The 15,225-nt window shown below is 70.6% G+C and carries 11 protein-coding genes; 6 read left to right on the top strand and 5 right to left on the bottom strand.

Annotated elements, in window-relative coordinates:
- Window positions 1-582 precede the first annotated feature (582 nt).
- The 4 genes from ABZ478_RS20590 to ABZ478_RS20575 all read left to right on the top strand — a co-directional run bounded on the left by ABZ478_RS20590 (window position 583) and on the right by ABZ478_RS20575 (window position 5,031).
- Entirely contained in the window at window positions 583-1,143 is a 561-nt protein-coding gene (locus ABZ478_RS20590) for a toxin (protein WP_359551419.1), read from the top strand.
- A complete protein-coding gene (locus ABZ478_RS20585; protein WP_359551417.1) occupies window positions 1,140-2,315 on the top strand; it encodes a hypothetical protein in 1,176 nt (391 codons plus the stop codon). The genes ABZ478_RS20590 and ABZ478_RS20585 overlap by 4 nt, the downstream gene beginning before the upstream one ends.
- A 74-nt stretch (window positions 2,316-2,389) precedes the next feature.
- Window positions 2,390-3,544 (top strand): MAB_1171c family putative transporter, encoded by a 1,155-nt coding sequence (locus tag ABZ478_RS20580; RefSeq protein ID WP_359551414.1) that lies wholly within the window; start codon window positions 2,390-2,392, stop codon window positions 3,542-3,544.
- 32 nt (window positions 3,545-3,576) lie between these two features.
- On the top strand, window positions 3,577-5,031 hold the full coding sequence (locus ABZ478_RS20575; protein WP_359551411.1) for an FAD-dependent monooxygenase: 1,455 nt from the start codon (window positions 3,577-3,579) through the stop codon (window positions 5,029-5,031).
- A 51-nt stretch (window positions 5,032-5,082) separates the two neighbouring features.
- On the opposite strand, the gene ABZ478_RS20570 is transcribed toward ABZ478_RS20575, so the two are convergent.
- The 3 genes from ABZ478_RS20570 to ctaD form a co-directional block, all read right to left on the bottom strand.
- The gene (locus ABZ478_RS20570) at window positions 5,083-5,922 is read right to left on the bottom strand and encodes an MBL fold metallo-hydrolase (protein ID WP_359551409.1); all 840 of its coding nucleotides are present in this window, start codon (window positions 5,920-5,922) and stop codon (window positions 5,083-5,085) included.
- Window positions 5,923-6,111: 189 nt separating this feature from the next.
- A complete protein-coding gene (locus tag ABZ478_RS20565) occupies window positions 6,112-6,489 on the bottom strand; it encodes a hypothetical protein (protein ID WP_359551406.1) in 378 nt (125 codons plus the stop codon).
- A complete protein-coding gene (gene ctaD / locus ABZ478_RS20560; protein WP_359551405.1) occupies window positions 6,486-8,216 on the bottom strand; it encodes a cytochrome c oxidase subunit I in 1,731 nt (576 codons plus the stop codon). Before ctaD ends, ABZ478_RS20565 begins: the two co-directional genes overlap by 4 nt.
- A 333-nt stretch (window positions 8,217-8,549) precedes the next feature.
- On the opposite strand from ctaD, the gene ABZ478_RS20555 reads away from it, so the two are divergent.
- Window positions 8,550-9,473, top strand: a complete 924-nt coding sequence (locus ABZ478_RS20555) for a YihY/virulence factor BrkB family protein (protein ID WP_359551402.1) — start codon at window positions 8,550-8,552, stop codon at window positions 9,471-9,473.
- A 208-nt stretch (window positions 9,474-9,681) separates the two neighbouring features.
- Here the strand turns inward: ABZ478_RS20555 and rox are convergent, their stop codons facing one another.
- Complete coding sequence (gene rox / locus ABZ478_RS20550) at window positions 9,682-11,109, bottom strand: rifampin monooxygenase (RefSeq protein WP_359551399.1); 1,428 nt, start codon at window positions 11,107-11,109, stop codon at window positions 9,682-9,684.
- 290 nt (window positions 11,110-11,399) lie between these two features.
- On the opposite strand from rox, the gene ABZ478_RS20545 reads away from it, so the two are divergent.
- The gene (locus tag ABZ478_RS20545; protein WP_359551396.1) at window positions 11,400-13,748 is read left to right on the top strand and encodes a GH92 family glycosyl hydrolase; all 2,349 of its coding nucleotides are present in this window, start codon (window positions 11,400-11,402) and stop codon (window positions 13,746-13,748) included.
- A gap of 53 nt (window positions 13,749-13,801) precedes the next feature.
- Here the strand turns inward: ABZ478_RS20545 and lpdA are convergent, their stop codons facing one another.
- Window positions 13,802-15,214 carry a dihydrolipoyl dehydrogenase gene (gene lpdA / locus ABZ478_RS20540; protein ID WP_359551393.1) on the bottom strand — a complete coding sequence of 471 codons (1,413 nt, stop codon included), beginning with the start codon at window positions 15,212-15,214 and terminating at the stop codon, window positions 13,802-13,804.
- Between the last annotated feature and the right edge of the window lie 11 nt (window positions 15,215-15,225).

Here is a 15,225-nt window from a genome sequence, read left to right as displayed (position 1 = left end):
GGTTTTCAGGTGAGTAGGTCGCTATTAGTGCCGGATGGCATGTTCTTCCGGTGCGGAACAGGCGTTCGGGGCGCTCGTCTTGAGCCGGATCATGCTATCGGAGCGGTGCGGGTGGATTTGAGCGATAAGCGGCCGAGCTGGGGCCGGGTCCGGCATGGCCGGGCAGGTCACTCCGCGTGGTGATCTCGCCGGGCGAGGTCACGGAACGTCAACCATGCCCGGAAGAAAGGGCATTCGGAGCGGCGGATGACGCGGTGGATGCCGGCACCGGCGAGCAGCGGAGGGACGATATGGATACCCTCACATCAGGCACGTTCCCTGATCCAAAGCTACGCGCCCGGGAGAAGACTCGGTGGCAGCAGACGATGCCGGCGCCCGACCGGCCGGAGCCCCGGAGCTCCTCCAGCATGCCCGTGGGTGCCGCGAGTCGTGTGACGTAGGCGTCGCGCCCCTGATCCCCACCGTCCCGTACGGCCCTGCCGCGGCCCGGGGCGCGGCACCGTCGCCGATCGCCGTGGACTGCCGATGAGTTCTCCGGCCCGGCTTCGCCGGTGGCACAGGCTGCGCAGGCGCGACAGGGAGATGCGTCAGCTCGCGGCGACCCTCATCGACCCCATCCGGGAGAGGCTCAGGGCCACCACCGGAGCGGGCGAAGGCCCTCCCGGTGACGGGGCGGTCCTGCGTCCCGAGGACCTGTTCGAGGCCCTGGTCGAGTCCGCCAGGCAGTGGCGCGGCGACCGCAGGCTGGAGGTGCACCGTGTGCCGATCCCCCGCGAGTTCAAGGCGACGGGGATGTGGCTGGAGCGCACGGACAGGGACGACGTCATCATCGAGCAGGGCGCCGAGGTCTGGCACCAGGCGCAGATACTCGGTCACGAGTTGTGGCACATGCGGCAGCGCGACGGCTTCGGCGCCGAGCAGTCCGCCGCCGGGGGCTGCGGCCCCCTGGAAGCAGGGCATGAGCACGGCGCCCAGCCCGCCGCCGCGCGTTCCCGTTTCGACGACGATCCGGAGAAAGAGGCCGAGCTGTTCGGGATCCGGGTCGGCCAGCAGATGCGGGCGCTGATGGAGCGGGACGTCATCACCGGCGAGACGGCCCGCCGTATCGCCGACGCTCTCAACTATCGGGGAAACCGGAAATGAGCGGGGCGATAAATTACATCAGCTGCGGTCTGCTGTGGATCGGCCTACTGGCCAAGCTGCCGGATCTGGTCCGGCACCGCGGCGAACTCTCCCAGCGCGCCATCAACGGGGTCCTGGCCTTCGCGTCGCTGTGCTTCCTGTTCGGGGCGCCTCCTTCGGTCGGTGTGATCAACCGGGTCAGCGGAGTGCCCAACCTGGCCGCTCCGCTCACCTACGTCTCGGTCACCGCGTACAGCGCGTCGCTGCTGATCCTGATCGCCTGCTGGCGCGGCGGCCCGGCGGTGCGGCGGACGACGCGACGCTGGATGTACGGCTACGCGGCCGTTCTCGCCGGTATCGCCGCCCTGTTCGCGCTGGGGACGACACCGCGGGAACGGCGCACCGACTTCGACACCTACTACGCGACGACGCCCTGGATCGCCGAGATGGTCGTCCTGTACCTGGTCGCCCACCTGACCGCCGTGACGGTCAGCGCCCTGTGGTCGCTTCGCTGGGCCTTCGAGGCGGAGGTGCGCAAGCGGCCCTGGCTGCGGGCCAGTCTGCTGACGATCGGCACCGGCACGGTGATCACCGCCGGGTACAGCGTCTCGAAGCTGATCGCCGTCGTCGCGCGGTGGTCGGGCCGGGACTGGCCGGTGCTCGCCACGTCCGTGCCGCCCGTCTGCGCCGGTCTGGGGGCGCTGCTGACGGTGGCCGGGGTTCTGCTGCCGATGACCGGCTACCACTTGTCGGCGTGGCGCGACTTCTTCCGGCTCGCGTCCCTGGACGCGGCGCTGGACCCCGTCCTCCGCGACCGTGCCCTGCGAGTGGAGCGGCCCCGCTCCCCCTTCCTGTGGGGCACCTGGCGCCGGAGCACCATCCTCAACGGTCTCCACGCGCTCGAGACGCTCTTCGACACCCGGCTCTTCGACGAGGTCCACGACGCGGAGCTCACGAGGACGGGCGACCGGGAGAGGGCCGTGTCGACGGCGTGGGCCGCCACCATAGCGGCGGCCGCTCAGCGAAGTACCCAGCCCGTGCTCGAACCCGTCGGCGCGCCCACCCGGCTGTCGCACCCCCACGACTCCGAGGCCCTGGTCCTGATCGCCGACGCCCTGAAGAAGTCCGCGCGAACGACGCGGACGGCCGCCCACGTCACACGCGGGGCCGGCGCGGCCCGGCCCCGCGTGTGACGACGACCTCACCGTCCCCCCACTCTCACCCGTCCCCCACACAGCAAGAGGACCTGAACGGAGTCCCCCACCCCATGAGTCTTGTCGTGTATACGGCGGCTTTCCTTCTGGCCCTGGCCGCCATGCTGCTTCGCCGACCACGCACGACTCCCCGCTCACCGCTGACCGTCGCCACCCGGGCCACCACGTTCCTCGCCGCCGTCTGCTTCGTCTGGTCGGCGCCGGTGACCCTCGCGGCGGTCAACCACGCCACCGGCGTCCCCAATGTCGGCGCCCCGCTCACCTACGGCTCGATCTCCGCCTTCAGCTGCTCGCTGATCATCCTGCTGATCCACTGGAGAGGCGGGCCCCAGGAGCGGATACGGCGCATGGTCAGGATGACGGTCGCGGTCTACGGGACGCTCGTCGTCGCCATCGTCGTGCTGTTCGCCCTCGCGGACGCGCGCACGGAGCGGCTCACCGACCTGGACACCTACTACGCGAACACCCCGTACATGAGGGAGATGATCACTCTCTACCTGGTGGGGCACCTGACGAGCACCATCGTGCTGAGCGCCGTGTGCCTGAAGTGGGCGCGTGACGAGGTCACCGGCCTGCTTCGGATCGGGCTCAGGCTGATCCTCGCGGGTCTGCTGGTCGACACCCTGGGGTTCACGCTCACCAAGGTCATCGCGGTCGCCGCGCGCTGGCTCGGGTACGACCTGGACGTGCTGTCGACCACCGTGGCGCCCCCCGCCGCCGCTCTCGGTGCCCTGATCTACTCCGCCGGCTTCGTCCTGCCGCGCCTGGCGTCCGCCGCCGCGGCGGAGCGGCAGAGCCTGGCCACCTACCGCGCGCTGAAGCCCCTGTGGCCGGCGGTGAAGGACGTGGCGACGGCGCCGAGGGCGGAACCGACGTGGTGGCAGTTGTGGTGGCAACTGCCGAGCAACCGCCTCTACCTGCTCGAGGCGAACATCCGTGACGCCCTGCTGCAGCTCACGGCGCACTTCGACCAGCGGGTCGGCCACACCGCGTACGCGGCGGCCGTCCAGCGCGGCGAGCGGCAGGACAGGGCACGTGCCGCATCGGAGGAGGCGATGATCATGGATGGGTTACGCCGTGCGTCGGGCAAGAGCGCCGGGCCCGCCGATCCACCGGAGAAGTTCCGCATCACCATCGATCTGGTTGAGCTGGCGAACACCGTGCACCGCCTCCACAAGGCGGCGCCGGAGCGAATAGGCACCCAGTGACGCCGTTTCACGACCATTACGAGGAGAGCCCGTTGCCGCACAAAGCTGTCGTGATCGGGGCCGGTACGGCCGGACTGGTGGCCGCAGCAGCGCTGTCCCTGGCGGAACCCACGCTGCAGGTCCATGTGCTCGACCGGGACGAGCTGCCCCAAGGGCCCGAGAACCGGCGTGGCGTCCCGCAGGGGCGGCACGCCCATCTGCTCATGGCCGGCGGCCTGTCCGCGATGGAGGCACTGTTCCCCGTCAGCGTGCGCGACCGCCTGCTGAAGGCGGGGGCGCACGAGATCGCGCTCGGCAACGGGATGCTGGCCCTCACTCCGGACGGCGGCTGGTTCCACCGGTGGAAGCGCAGCGGCCCGCACATGATCACCTGCACCCGCGCGCTGACCGACTGGGTCCTGCGGCAGATCCTCCTCGAGACCCGGGCCAACGTGTCCGTCCATCAGGCGGCCGTCGAGGGGTTCCTCGGTGACGCCCGGCAGGTCCGCGGTGTCCGTCTCGGCCAGGAGGCGCAGCACGGGCTGGGCCGCGAGCTGGCGGCGGACATCGTCGTCGACGCGAGCGGCCGCGGCTCGGGCAGCCTCGCCTGGCTGGCCGGCATCGGCATCACCGGCGTCGACGAGAAGAAGATCGATTCCGGTCTCACCAACGCCACCCGGATCTACCGGACCCCGCCGGGTGCCGAATCGTTCCCGCTGACCCTGGTGCAGGCGAACCCGTACGACGGCCGGCCCGGCCGCAGCGCCATGGTCCTGCCCATCGAGGGCAACCGGTGGATGGTCAGCGCGGCCGGCACCCGGGGCGGTGAACCGCCCCGCGACCCCGAGGGCTTCCTGCGCTACGCCCTCGACCTGCCGCACCCCATCATCGGCCACCTCATCTCCGGTGCCGAGCCCCTCACCGACGTGGCGGTCAGCCGGGGCAACAGCACGGACAACAACCGCCGGTACTTCGAGAAGGCCGGCCAGTGGCCCGAGCGGCTGATCGTCCTCGGTGACGCCCTGGCGACCTTCAACCCGGCCTACGGACAGGGCATGTCGGTGGCGGCGCTGGGCGCCCAGGTCCTGGCCCAGGAACTCCAGCGGCACGGCCTCACCGGCACCGGCCTGTCCCGGCGCGTCCTGCGCGGTGCGGCCCGCCATGTCGACACGGCCTGGTCGACCGCAGTCGGGGTGGACGTCCTCTACCCGGGCGTCCTCGGCGCCCAGCCGAAAGCCGCCGACCGGGCCGCCGCCTGGTACACGAACCGGCTGACCCGAGCCGCGACCGGGACCTACGAAGCGGCCTCGGCGCTGTGGGACGTCACCAGCCTCACCGCGCCCGCGACCCGCGCGATGCGGCCCAGAGCCCTGCTCGCGGCCCTCACCGGGCCGGCCCTCCCCCGGACGCTGGAGCCCCCGCTGCAGCCCTCGGAGCGGCGGATACTCGACCAGCTCACCGGCGCCGCTCAGCGGCCGAGCGAATCCCGGCCCCGTCACACCTCATGACCGGCCCCCACCCCGCGCCGGGGGGGGCGCCCGCCCGCGGTCCCGGAGATCTCAACGGACGGTGTGCCGGTCGCCGCGGGGTGCCAATCGTGCGTGCCGGCCACGGGGGCAGTGCACGAGCCGCTCGTCGAGCCCCAGCCCGCGCACCTCGGCCAGGAAGTCCTCCAGCGGGGAGCGGAAGACCGTGTAGTCGTCGTAATGCACGGGCAGGACGTGCCGGTAGTCCAGGCGCCGGGCGAGCTCGGCCCCCTGGGCGCCGTCCATGGTGACCACGAAGCCCCCGGGGAGCTGGGTGCCGCCCAGGTGGAGTACGGCCAGGTCGGCGGCGGGGAATCGCCGGGCGATCTCCTCCAGGCCGTCGTACAGGAGGGTGTCGCCCGAGATGTACAGCCGCAACCGAACCGGGCCGCCGGCGGGGCCGAATTCCAGCATGCTGCCCATGACGGGCGGCAGCAGACCGCGCAGCACGGGCCGCAGGGCGTGGCGACCGGGCAGGGAGGTCACCCGGACCTGTACGCCGCCCCGCTCCAGGACGCAGCTCTCCCAGGTGCGCAGCCCTCCCGCCCTGCCGAACCCCTGGAAGGTGCGCAGCCGGCGTGCGGCGTGCGGCGTGGTGACGATGGGCACCGACCGGTCGAGGTGGCTCCTGGCCCGGCGGTCCCAGTGGTCCCCGTGCAGGTGGGAGAGGACGACGCCGTCCAGGCGGGGCAGGTCCGCCGCGTCCAGGGCCGGCTCGGTGAGCCTGCGGCTGACCAGCCCGTACCCCAGATGTGCCCGCTCGCCGCGGTGCAGGAAGTTCGGGTCCGTCAGCAGTGTCAGGCCGCGGTATCGCAGCACGACCGTCGCGTTGCCGATGAAATGAAGGTCAACCGCATCGTCCATGTCGTCCATGGCTGTCCTCACCCGACGAGCCGAACCCGTCTGTCCCGTACACGGCCTCTTCCACCGGCCCCGGGTTCCCATCGGCTCCCCGAGACACACTCCGGATCGGTGTCCGACGTCCGCGACAGCGGGTGACGAACGCTTCGCGACGACGCCTCGGCATGTCTGCGACCGTCCGCTGACCCCGGCGAGGGCAGGTCAGCGGGTCGCGTACCACGCCAGGGTGTTCGCCGTGCCGGTGCAGGTGACGACGAAGCAGGCGGCCATGGCGTGGCGCCGGATCAGGGTCCGGCGCAGTTCGCGGTAACGGGCCTCGTATTCGCCGCGCAGGCGTTTGGCACGGTCGGCCGTGGCCTGGAGCGCCTGGCGTGTCAGGCCGAGGCGTTGCTCGGTGTAGTGCTGGGTGAGGTCCTCGGCCTGGCCGGTGGTGAGCCAGGGCAGGCGGCCGCAGAGCGCCTCGGCCTCACGCTGGGCCTGCTCCAGTTCCGCGCGCAGGAGCAGGTAGCCCTCGACCTCGTTGGCGAGCGAGCCGTCCTGGCCGCCCCGGGGGGCGCCAGGACGGTTCGGCGATGTCACCGCTGGCCGCCCTCTGGCTCGACCACGTCACGCCGGCCGACATTGGCCTCGTGTTCGAGCTGGGCCACCTCGGGGTGGTGCAGGTCGAACGCCGGGGACTCGCTGCGGACCCGCGGCAGGGTGTAGAAGTTGTGCCGCGGCGGCGGGCAGGACGTCGCCCACTCCAGCGAGCGGCCGTAGCCCCACGGGTCGTCCACGCCGACCGGCTTGCCGTACCTGGCCGTCTTCCAGACGTTGTAGAGGAACGGCAGCATCGACAGGCCCAGCAGGAACGAGCTGATGCTCGAGATCGTGTTGAGAGCGGTGAAGCCGTCGGACGCCAGGTAGTCGGCGTAGCGGCGCGGCATGCCCTCGGCGCCCAGCCAGTGCTGGACCAGGAAGGTGCCGTGGAAGCCGACGAACAGGGTCCAGAAGGTGATCTTCCCCAGGCGCTCGTCCAGCAGCTTGCCCGTGAACTTCGGCCACCAGAAGTGGAAGCCCGCGAACATCGCGAAGACGACCGTTCCGAAGACCACGTAGTGGAAGTGGGCCACCACGAAGTACGAGTCGGACACGTGGAAGTCCATGGGCGGTGAGGCGAGGATGACGCCGGTCAGACCGCCGAAGAGGAAGGTGACGAGAAAGCCCACCGCCCACAGCATCGGCGTCTCGAAGGACAGGGAGCCCTGCCACATGGTGCCGATCCAGTTGAAGAACTTCACACCGGTCGGCACGGCGATCAGGAACGTCATGAAGGAGAAGAACGGCAGCAGTACCGCACCGGTGACGAACATGTGGTGCGCCCACACCGTCACCGACAGGCCGGCGATCGCGATGGTCGCGGCCACCAGGCCCATGTAGCCGAAGACCGGCTTGCGGGAGAACACCGGGAGGATCTCGGTGACGATGCCGAAGAACGGCAGGGCGATGATGTACACCTCTGGATGGCCGAAGAACCAGAACAGGTGCTGCCACAGGATGGGGCCGCCGTTGGCCGCGTCGTACACATGGGCACCGAAGATGCGGTCCGCGGCCAGGGCGAACAGCGCGGCCGCCAGCACGGGGAAGGCGAACAGGACCAGGACGGCGGTCAGCAGCACGTTCCACGTGAAGATCGGCATGCGGAACATGGTCATGCCCGGAGCGCGCATGCAGATGATCGTGGTGATGAAGTTGACCGCGCCCAGGATGGTGCCGAAGCCGGAGAAGGCGAGACCCAGGATCCACAGGTTCGCACCCAGGCCCGGCGACCGGACCGCGTCCGACAGCGGGCTGTAGGCGAACCAGCCGAAGTCGGCGGCGCCCTGCGGGGTGAGGAAACCGCCCACCGCGATGAGCGAGCCGAACAGGTAGAGCCAGTAGGCGAACATGTTCAGCCGCGGGAACGCCACATCCGGGGCGCCGATCTGCAGCGGCATGATCCAGTTGGTGAATCCGGCGAACAGCGGGGTGGCGAACATCAGCAGCATCACGGTGCCGTGCATCGTGAAGAGCTGGTTGTACTGCTCGTTCGAGACGATCTGCAGGCCGGGCCGGGCCAGCTCGGCCCGGATGATCAGCGCCATCACCCCGCCGGCCAGGAAGAACAGGAACGACGTCGACAGATACAGCGTGCCGATCGTCTTGTGGTCGGTGGTCGTCAGCCATCTGACCACCACGTTGCCGGGCTGCTTGCGCCTGACCGGCAGCTCGTTCTCGTACGAGTCCTCGGCCGCCGCCGCTCCGGGAGGTTCGTTGAGGATGCTCACAGGTTGGATGCTCCCGATGTCGCGGTTCGCGTTGCCAGTCGGCCCCATCCTCGCCGCGACAAACGCGGGAATTCGCCTTGACCGGCCGAATACGCGGCCAATGGGATGACATTCGCCCTCTAAGGGAGTATGTCCGCCGTACGCGCGTTGCCGTGAGAACGCGGCGGCCGTCCGGGCCCCCGGGCATCGGACCAGGTCACCGCGGGTCTGCTGATAGCCTTCGGCCACCGTGACCGAGCAGGACAGGTCAGCGCACCCGGACCTTGGAAGAGATGTTGATCTCGCGCACAGCAGTCATCCTGCGCCGCGGCCGCCGTGTCCACCGGATGCCGCATGTCGGCTGACCTGCGCCCGGCCCGGCGGCCGGGCCGCCTCCGCGGCGGCCTGAGAAGGCCGGCCCGCGACTGGTGGCCGGCCCTGCGCCGGACACCGGTGACGATGTGGAACGACGACCTCACCGACTACGCCGCCGCGCTGACCTACTACGCGATCCTGGCGGTCCTGCCGTCCCTGCTGGTCACCGTCCTCGCCTTCGGTCTGGTCAGCCCCAGCACCGCCGCGGAGTTCATCGCCCACGTCACGCACTACGCGCCCGGCCAGTCGGGCGCCGAGCTCCACGGCGTGCTCGCCGGTGTGCTCAGGCGGCACTCCACGACCTGGACGCTGATGGCGGCGGGCGCTGTCAGCGCACTGTGGTCGGCGTGCAGTTATCTGGCCGTCTTCCGCCGTGCCCTGCACGGCATGTACCGCATCCCCGACCGCCGCTCGCCCTGGCGCAAGGCGCACCGCATCGTGGCGACCGCCCTGGTCCTGCTGGCTCTGCTCGTCGTCAGTGCCCTCGTGCTGATGCTTTCCGGGCCGGTCGCCGAACTCCTCGGCCGCCTGCTGCGCCTGGACGGCACCGCGCAGCTCATCTGGGGCATCACCCGCTGGCCGCTGCTGCTGTGTCTGGTGGCCGTGCTGGTCGTCGTGGTCTTCCACACCGGTCCCGCACCGGCCCGCCGAAGCCGCCACAGCCTGCCCGGCGGGGCCCTGGCCGCCGCGCTGTGGCTGACCGCCTCGGCCGGCTTCGCCCTGTACGCCGATGTGCTGGGCACCTACAGCCGGCTGTACGGCTCCCTCGCCGGCATCGTCGTCTTCCTCATCTGGCTCTGGCTGTCCAACCTCGCGCTGCTCGCCGGCGCGCAGTTCACCGCCGAACTCCACAAGGCGCAGGCCACCGGCCCCCTCCCGGGCGGCGACGCCTCCCGGGCCTGAAGGCCGCACGGGTCCGCGACGCGTCACTCGTTCACGAAATGCCGTTGCCGTTCTCCCGGCGGGCCCAACACTGGGGCACGCCTGTCCCCCGCGGGGCCCCGGACGACGGGGCTGCGCACGGGAACAGCCTTCATCCGCGGGCGGGAAGGGAAGGTGACGCTGCTCCGCGACCGCTGGCGGAACCGCTCCACCACCCCGGGGCAGGGCGTCAGTTGACGGGAGCGCCGAACCACTCGCGCAGCCGGCCGGCCAGATCCCGCTGGTCCTCGCCGGCCCAGGCCACGTGACCGTCGGGGCGCAGCAGCACCGCGGGGACGTCCAGCTCCTCGCTGACATCGACGACATGGTCGACCCGGTCCGCCCACCCGGCGACCGACAGCCGGCCGGTCTGGTCGAGCAGCAGCCCGCGTCCCGCGTGCATCAACGGGTACAGACGCCCTCGCTTCAGTCGCAGGTCCCGCAGCCGCCGGCCGAGCAGCCGATGTCCGTCACCGAAGTCGTAGCGGATCCCGATGGCGGTGATCTTCTCGATCAGGCGGCGGTTCACCTCCTCGAGGTCCATCAGTTCCGACATCAGCCGGCGCACCGCCCGGGCACCCGGCTCGGTGGACATCAGCTCCATCTGTGCGCGGGTGTTGTCCAGTACTTCGGCGGCCACCGGGTGCCGTTCGGTGTGGTAGCTGTCCAGCAGCCCTTCCGGTGCCCAGCCGTTCACCTCGGCGGCGAGCTTCCAGCCGAGGTTGAAGGCGTCCTGGATACCGAGGTTGAGGCCCTGCCCGCCGGTCGGCGGGTGGATGTGCGCGGCGTCGCCCGCCAGCAGTACCCGGCCGGTGCGATAGTGCTCGGCCAGCCGGGTGGCGTCGCCGAAGCGGGAGAGCCGGCGCGGTGAGTGCACGCCGAAGTCCGTGCCGGCGAACGCGCGCAGTTGCCGTCTGAAGTCCTCGAGGGTCGGCGGTTTCGAGCGGTCCTCGGCCACCCCGTCGGCGGGTACGACGACGCGGTACGCCCCGTCTCCGAGGGGCATCGCACCGAACCGCGTCTGTGTCCTGCGGACCTCGGCCACCACGGCGGCCAGCGTCTCCGGGGACACCGCCACCTCCATCTCGCCCAGCAGGGTCTCGGCCCTGGCGGGCTCGCCCGGGAAGCCGACACCGAGCAGCTTGCGCACCGTGCTGCGGCCGCCGTCGCAGCCGACGAGATAGCGTGAGCGCAGCCTTGTGCCGTCGGCCAGTTCGGCGGTCACCCCGTCGTCGTCCTGGGTCAGACCGACCAGTTCGCGGCCGCGCCGGATCTCGGTGCCCGCGGCGATGGCGTGCGCGGTCAGCAGGCGTTCGGTGTCCGTCTGCGGGATGCCCAGGACGTAGGAGTGCGCGGTGTCCAGCCGGTCGGGCCAGGAGGTGCCCAGGCCGGCGAAGAAGCCGCCGGTCTCGAACTTCCTGCCGAGCGCGAGGAACCGCTCCAGCAGGCCGCGCTGGTCCATCACCTCGATGCTGCGCACGTGCAGACCGAGCGCGCGGACGAACGCGACCGGCTCCGGCTCCTTCTCCAGTACGAGCACCCGCACACCGTGCAGCCGTAGTTCGGCGGCCAGCATCAGACCGGTCGGGCCGGCACCCGAGATGATCACGTCGGTCATCAAGTCCCCCATGTTCGCGCGGCTCATGCCTTCGGCCGGGAATTCTGCGGCAGACAGGGGGCCTTGCCGCAAGGCCCCCTGTGCGCTATACGTTGAGAGTGGCAAGGAGCGCGATGACCTCCTTGCCTTTCCTTTTGCCGGCCGTCGCGGGCGGTGTTCCTCCCCGGTCGTGGAATGCGGGCTGTCGTCCGGCCTTCGTCGACACCCTTGACGCGTACACGCACAGCACAAAGAATGGGCGCGCTGTGTGATCTGACAACGTTGTCTGACCCCGGGAGGCGTACGCGCCCATGAGTGGGACTCATCCGCGCACGAGTTGGAGCCGGCGCCTACGCGGCGCGGGCACGGTGGTCGCGGCGGCCGCGCTGATCGGCGCCGCCCTCGCCGCGCCCACGGCCCAGGCGGCCGCCGCACCGGACGGCCGACCGACCGATCTCGTCAATCCGTTCATCGGCACCCAGAACGAGGGCAACACCTACCCGGGCGCGGCCGTGCCCTTCGGGATGGTGCAACTGTCCCCGGACACCGGGCACAACACCGGTTACGACTACGCCCAGAACCACATCCGGGGCTTCTCGCTCGTCCATCTCTCGGGCGTCGGCTGCGGCCTGGGCGGTGACCTGCCCGTCCTGCCGACCACCGGCGACGTCACATCGACCGACTACGCCGAGTACCAGGCCGAGTTCAGCCACGACACGGAGCAGGCGAGCCCCGGGTACTACAAGGTCGGGCTGAAGACCGGCATCGAAGCGGAGCTGACGGCGACCGCGCGCACCGGTGTGCAGCGCTACACCTTCCCCGCCACCGACAAGGCCAACGTGCTGCTCAACGCCGGTCAGTCGCTGCACCGGACGCTCTCCACCAAGGTCGAGGTCCTGGACGACCACACCGTGCGCACCGCGATCACCGGCAGCGGGTTCTGCCAGGACACCAAGCCGTACACGGTGTACACCGTCACCCGGTTCGACCGCCCGTTCACCGCGTTCGGCACCTGGGACGGCGCCACGGTCAGCGACGGTTCGAAGAGCGGCCGGGACGGCGCGTACGTCCGCTTCGACACGAGCGAGGACCGGACAGTCGAGGCCACGACCGCCCTGTCGTACGTGGACACCGACGGCGCCGCGCTCAACCTCCGCGCCGAGGGCGGGCGTTCGTTCCGGCAGGTGCACGCCGCCGCCCGGCGCGCCTGGGAGGACCGGCTCGACGACGTGCGCGTGCGGGGCGGGAGCGAGACCCTGCGGCGCACGTTCTACTCGTCGCTGTACCGGTCCTTCCTCGCCCCCAACATCGGCAGCGACACCGACGGCCGGTACACCGGCTGGGACCAGAGGATCCACCGCGCGCGGGACTTCACCTACTACCAGAACTGGTCCCTGTGGGACACCTATCGCACCCAGTCGCAGTTGCTGTCCCTGCTCGCGCCGCGTGAGGCGCGGGACATGGCGATATCGGTGATCCGGATCGACGAGGAGAGCGGCTGGCTGCCCAAGTGGGGCTACGGGACGGTCGAGACGAACATCATGACCGGCGACCCGGTCACCCCGTTCCTCACCAACGCCTATCAGCAGGGCCTGCTCAAGGGCTACGAGGACCGGGCCTACCGCGCCCTGCGGAAGAACGCCGACGGGGTGCCGCCGGACGGCTCGCCCGCGGTGGGCCGCGAGGCCAACAAGGAGTACGTCGCGGACGGTTTCGCGCCCTACGTCAAGGGCCGCCCGCACGTGAAGCCGGGCGACTCGGACTACGACCACGGCGCCTCGGCGACGCTGGAGTACGCCCTGTCGGACGCGATGCTCGCCGAGATGGCCCGCGACCTCGGTCATGACGCGGACGCCGCGCGCTACGCGGCCCGGGCCCAGAGCTACCGCCGGATCTTCGACTCCTCGACCGGCTTCTTCCGCGCGCGCGACGCCTCCGGCGCCTTCACCGGGCCGGCCGATCCGGCGCGGAGCGAGGGGTTCCACGAGGGCACGTCCTGGCAGTACCAGTGGCTCGTGCCGCAGGACCTGCCGGGCATGGTCGGCCTCATCGGCGGCAAGCAGGCGGCCAACGAGCGGCTCGACTCCTTCTTCGCCTACGACAAGCTGGTCGAGGACCCCGCGAAGACCGCCCGCGAGGTGTGGGTGAACGGCCCGTACGACTACTACAACGCGGACAAGTACAACCCGCAGAACGAGCCCGACCTCATCGCCCCGTACACCTATCTCTCGACCGGTCAGCCGTGGAAGACCACCGATGTGGTGCATGCCGCGCTGACCCTCTTCACGGACACCCCGACCGGCATGACCGGCAACGACGACCTCGGCACCATGTCCGCGTGGAACGTGCTGTCGTCGATCGGTGTCTTCCCGGTACAGCCCGGCTACGACACCTGGGGCCTGTCCACGCCGGTCTTCGAGCGTGTCGACCTCACGCTGGACCGCCGCTACTACCCGCGCGGTTCGCTCACCGTGACGGCGCCCGGCACCTCCGACGGCAGCCGCTACATCCAGTCGGCGCGCGTCGACGGCGCTCCGCACGGCCGCACCTATGTGACGACGCGTGAGCTGCGCGGGATGCGGTCGCTGGCGTTCACGGTCGGTGCCGAGCCGTCCGGCTGGGGGACGGACGCCCAGGACGGGCCCCCGGCGCTCGACTGACCGGTGCTGGAGGGGCCGTGGCCACGATCGCGGGATCGTGGCCACGGCCGCTCTCACATGTTGATCATGTGGCCGGCCAGGCCGTGCACGGCCTCCTTGACGGCCTCGCCCAACGTCGGGTGGGCGTGCACGTTGCGCGCCACCTCATGGACCGTCAGGTCCCACTGCTGGGCCAGGGTCAGCTCGGGCAGCAGCTCGGTGACGTCCGGGCCGATCAGGTGGCCGCCGAGCAGCTCGCCGTACTTGGCGTCGCTGATCAGCTTCACGAAGCCCGTGGCGTCGCCGAGGCCGTGCGACTTGCCATTCGCGGTGAAGGGGAACTTGGCGACCTTGACGTCGTGACCGAGCTCGCGGGCCTGGGCCTCGGTGTAGCCGAAGCTGGCGACCTGGGGCTGGCAGTAGGTCGCGCGGGGGATCATCGCGTAGTCGAGTTCCATGGTCTCCGCGTCGGCGAGGGTCTCGGCGGCGACGATGCCCATCGCCTCGGCGGCGTGCGCGAGCATCAGCTTGGCGGTGACATCACCGATGGCGAAGATGTGCGGAACGGAGGTGCGGCAGCGGCCGTCGACGTCGATCGCGCCGCGCTCGGTGACCCGTACGCCGATCTTGTCCAGGCCGTAGCCCTCGACGTTCGGGGCGAAGCCGATCGCCTGCAGGACCTTGTCGGCCTCCAGGACCTGCTGTGATCCGTCTTTGGCGGTGACGGTGACCCGCACCTGCGGACCCGACTCGTCGATGGCGTCGACCCGGGTGGAGGTCAGCACGTCGATGCCCAGCTTGCGGTACTGGCGGGCGAGCTCGGCGGACACCTCGGCGTCCTCGAGCGGGGTCATGCGGTCCAGGAACTCGACGATGGTGACCTTCACGCCGTAGTTGTGCAGGACGTACGCGAACTCCACGCCGATCGCCCCGGCGCCCGCGATCACGATGGACTGCGGCAGTTCCTCCGCGAGGATCTGCTCCTCGTAGGTCACCACCCGGGAGGTGCGGCGGGTGCCGGGGAGCAGCTTGGGGGTGGCGCCGGTGGCGATGACGCAGTGGTCGAAGCCGATGGTGCGCGTCGAGCCGTCGTAACCCGCCACCTCCAGCGTGTGCGGGTCGACGAAGGTGCCGCGGCCGTCGAGCTCCGTGATCCCGTTCTTCTTCATCAAATAGTGGACGCCCTTGACGCGGCCGTCGGCGACCTTGCGGCTGCGGCGGAAGGCCTCGCCGAAGTCGAACGACACCTGCCCGTCGACCTTGATGCCGAAGGTCTTCGCCTCGCGCGTGAAGATGTGCGCCAGTTCGGCGTTGCGCAGCAGCGCCTTGCTCGGGATGCATCCCACGTTCAGGCAGACACCGCCCCAGTACTTCTCCTCGACGACGGCGACGCGCTTGCCCAGCTGGGCGGCGCGGACAGCGGCGACATAGCCGCCGGGTCCCGCTCCGAGGACCACGACGTCGAAGCGTTCGTCCAGCTCGGGCATGGGGGTTTCCC

This window comes from Streptomyces sp. NPDC005706, from assembly GCF_040631045.1.
Taxonomy (GTDB): Bacteria; Actinomycetota; Actinomycetes; order Streptomycetales; family Streptomycetaceae; genus Streptomyces.
This window is presented reverse-complemented; position numbering and strand designations above follow the sequence as displayed.

What these genes read in the sequence shown, in the direction of transcription:
- ABZ478_RS20590 (WP_359551419.1), top strand. Translation starts at nt 583, where the DNA reads ATGCGTCAGCTCGCGGCGACCCTCATCGACCCCATCCGGGAGAGGCTC.
- ABZ478_RS20585 (WP_359551417.1), top strand. Translation starts at nt 1,140, where the DNA reads ATGAGCGGGGCGATAAATTACATCAGCTGCGGTCTGCTGTGGATCGGC.
- ABZ478_RS20580 (WP_359551414.1), top strand. Translation starts at nt 2,390, where the DNA reads ATGAGTCTTGTCGTGTATACGGCGGCTTTCCTTCTGGCCCTGGCCGCC.
- ABZ478_RS20570 (WP_359551409.1), bottom strand. Translation starts at nt 5,922, where the DNA reads ATGGACGACATGGACGATGCGGTTGACCTTCATTTCATCGGCAACGCG.
- ABZ478_RS20555 (WP_359551402.1), top strand. Translation starts at nt 8,550, where the DNA reads ATGTCGGCTGACCTGCGCCCGGCCCGGCGGCCGGGCCGCCTCCGCGGC.
- rox (WP_359551399.1), bottom strand. Translation starts at nt 11,109, where the DNA reads ATGACCGACGTGATCATCTCGGGTGCCGGCCCGACCGGTCTGATGCTG.
- ABZ478_RS20545 (WP_359551396.1), top strand. Translation starts at nt 11,400, where the DNA reads ATGAGTGGGACTCATCCGCGCACGAGTTGGAGCCGGCGCCTACGCGGC.
- lpdA (WP_359551393.1), bottom strand. Translation starts at nt 15,214, where the DNA reads ATGCCCGAGCTGGACGAACGCTTCGACGTCGTGGTCCTCGGAGCGGGA.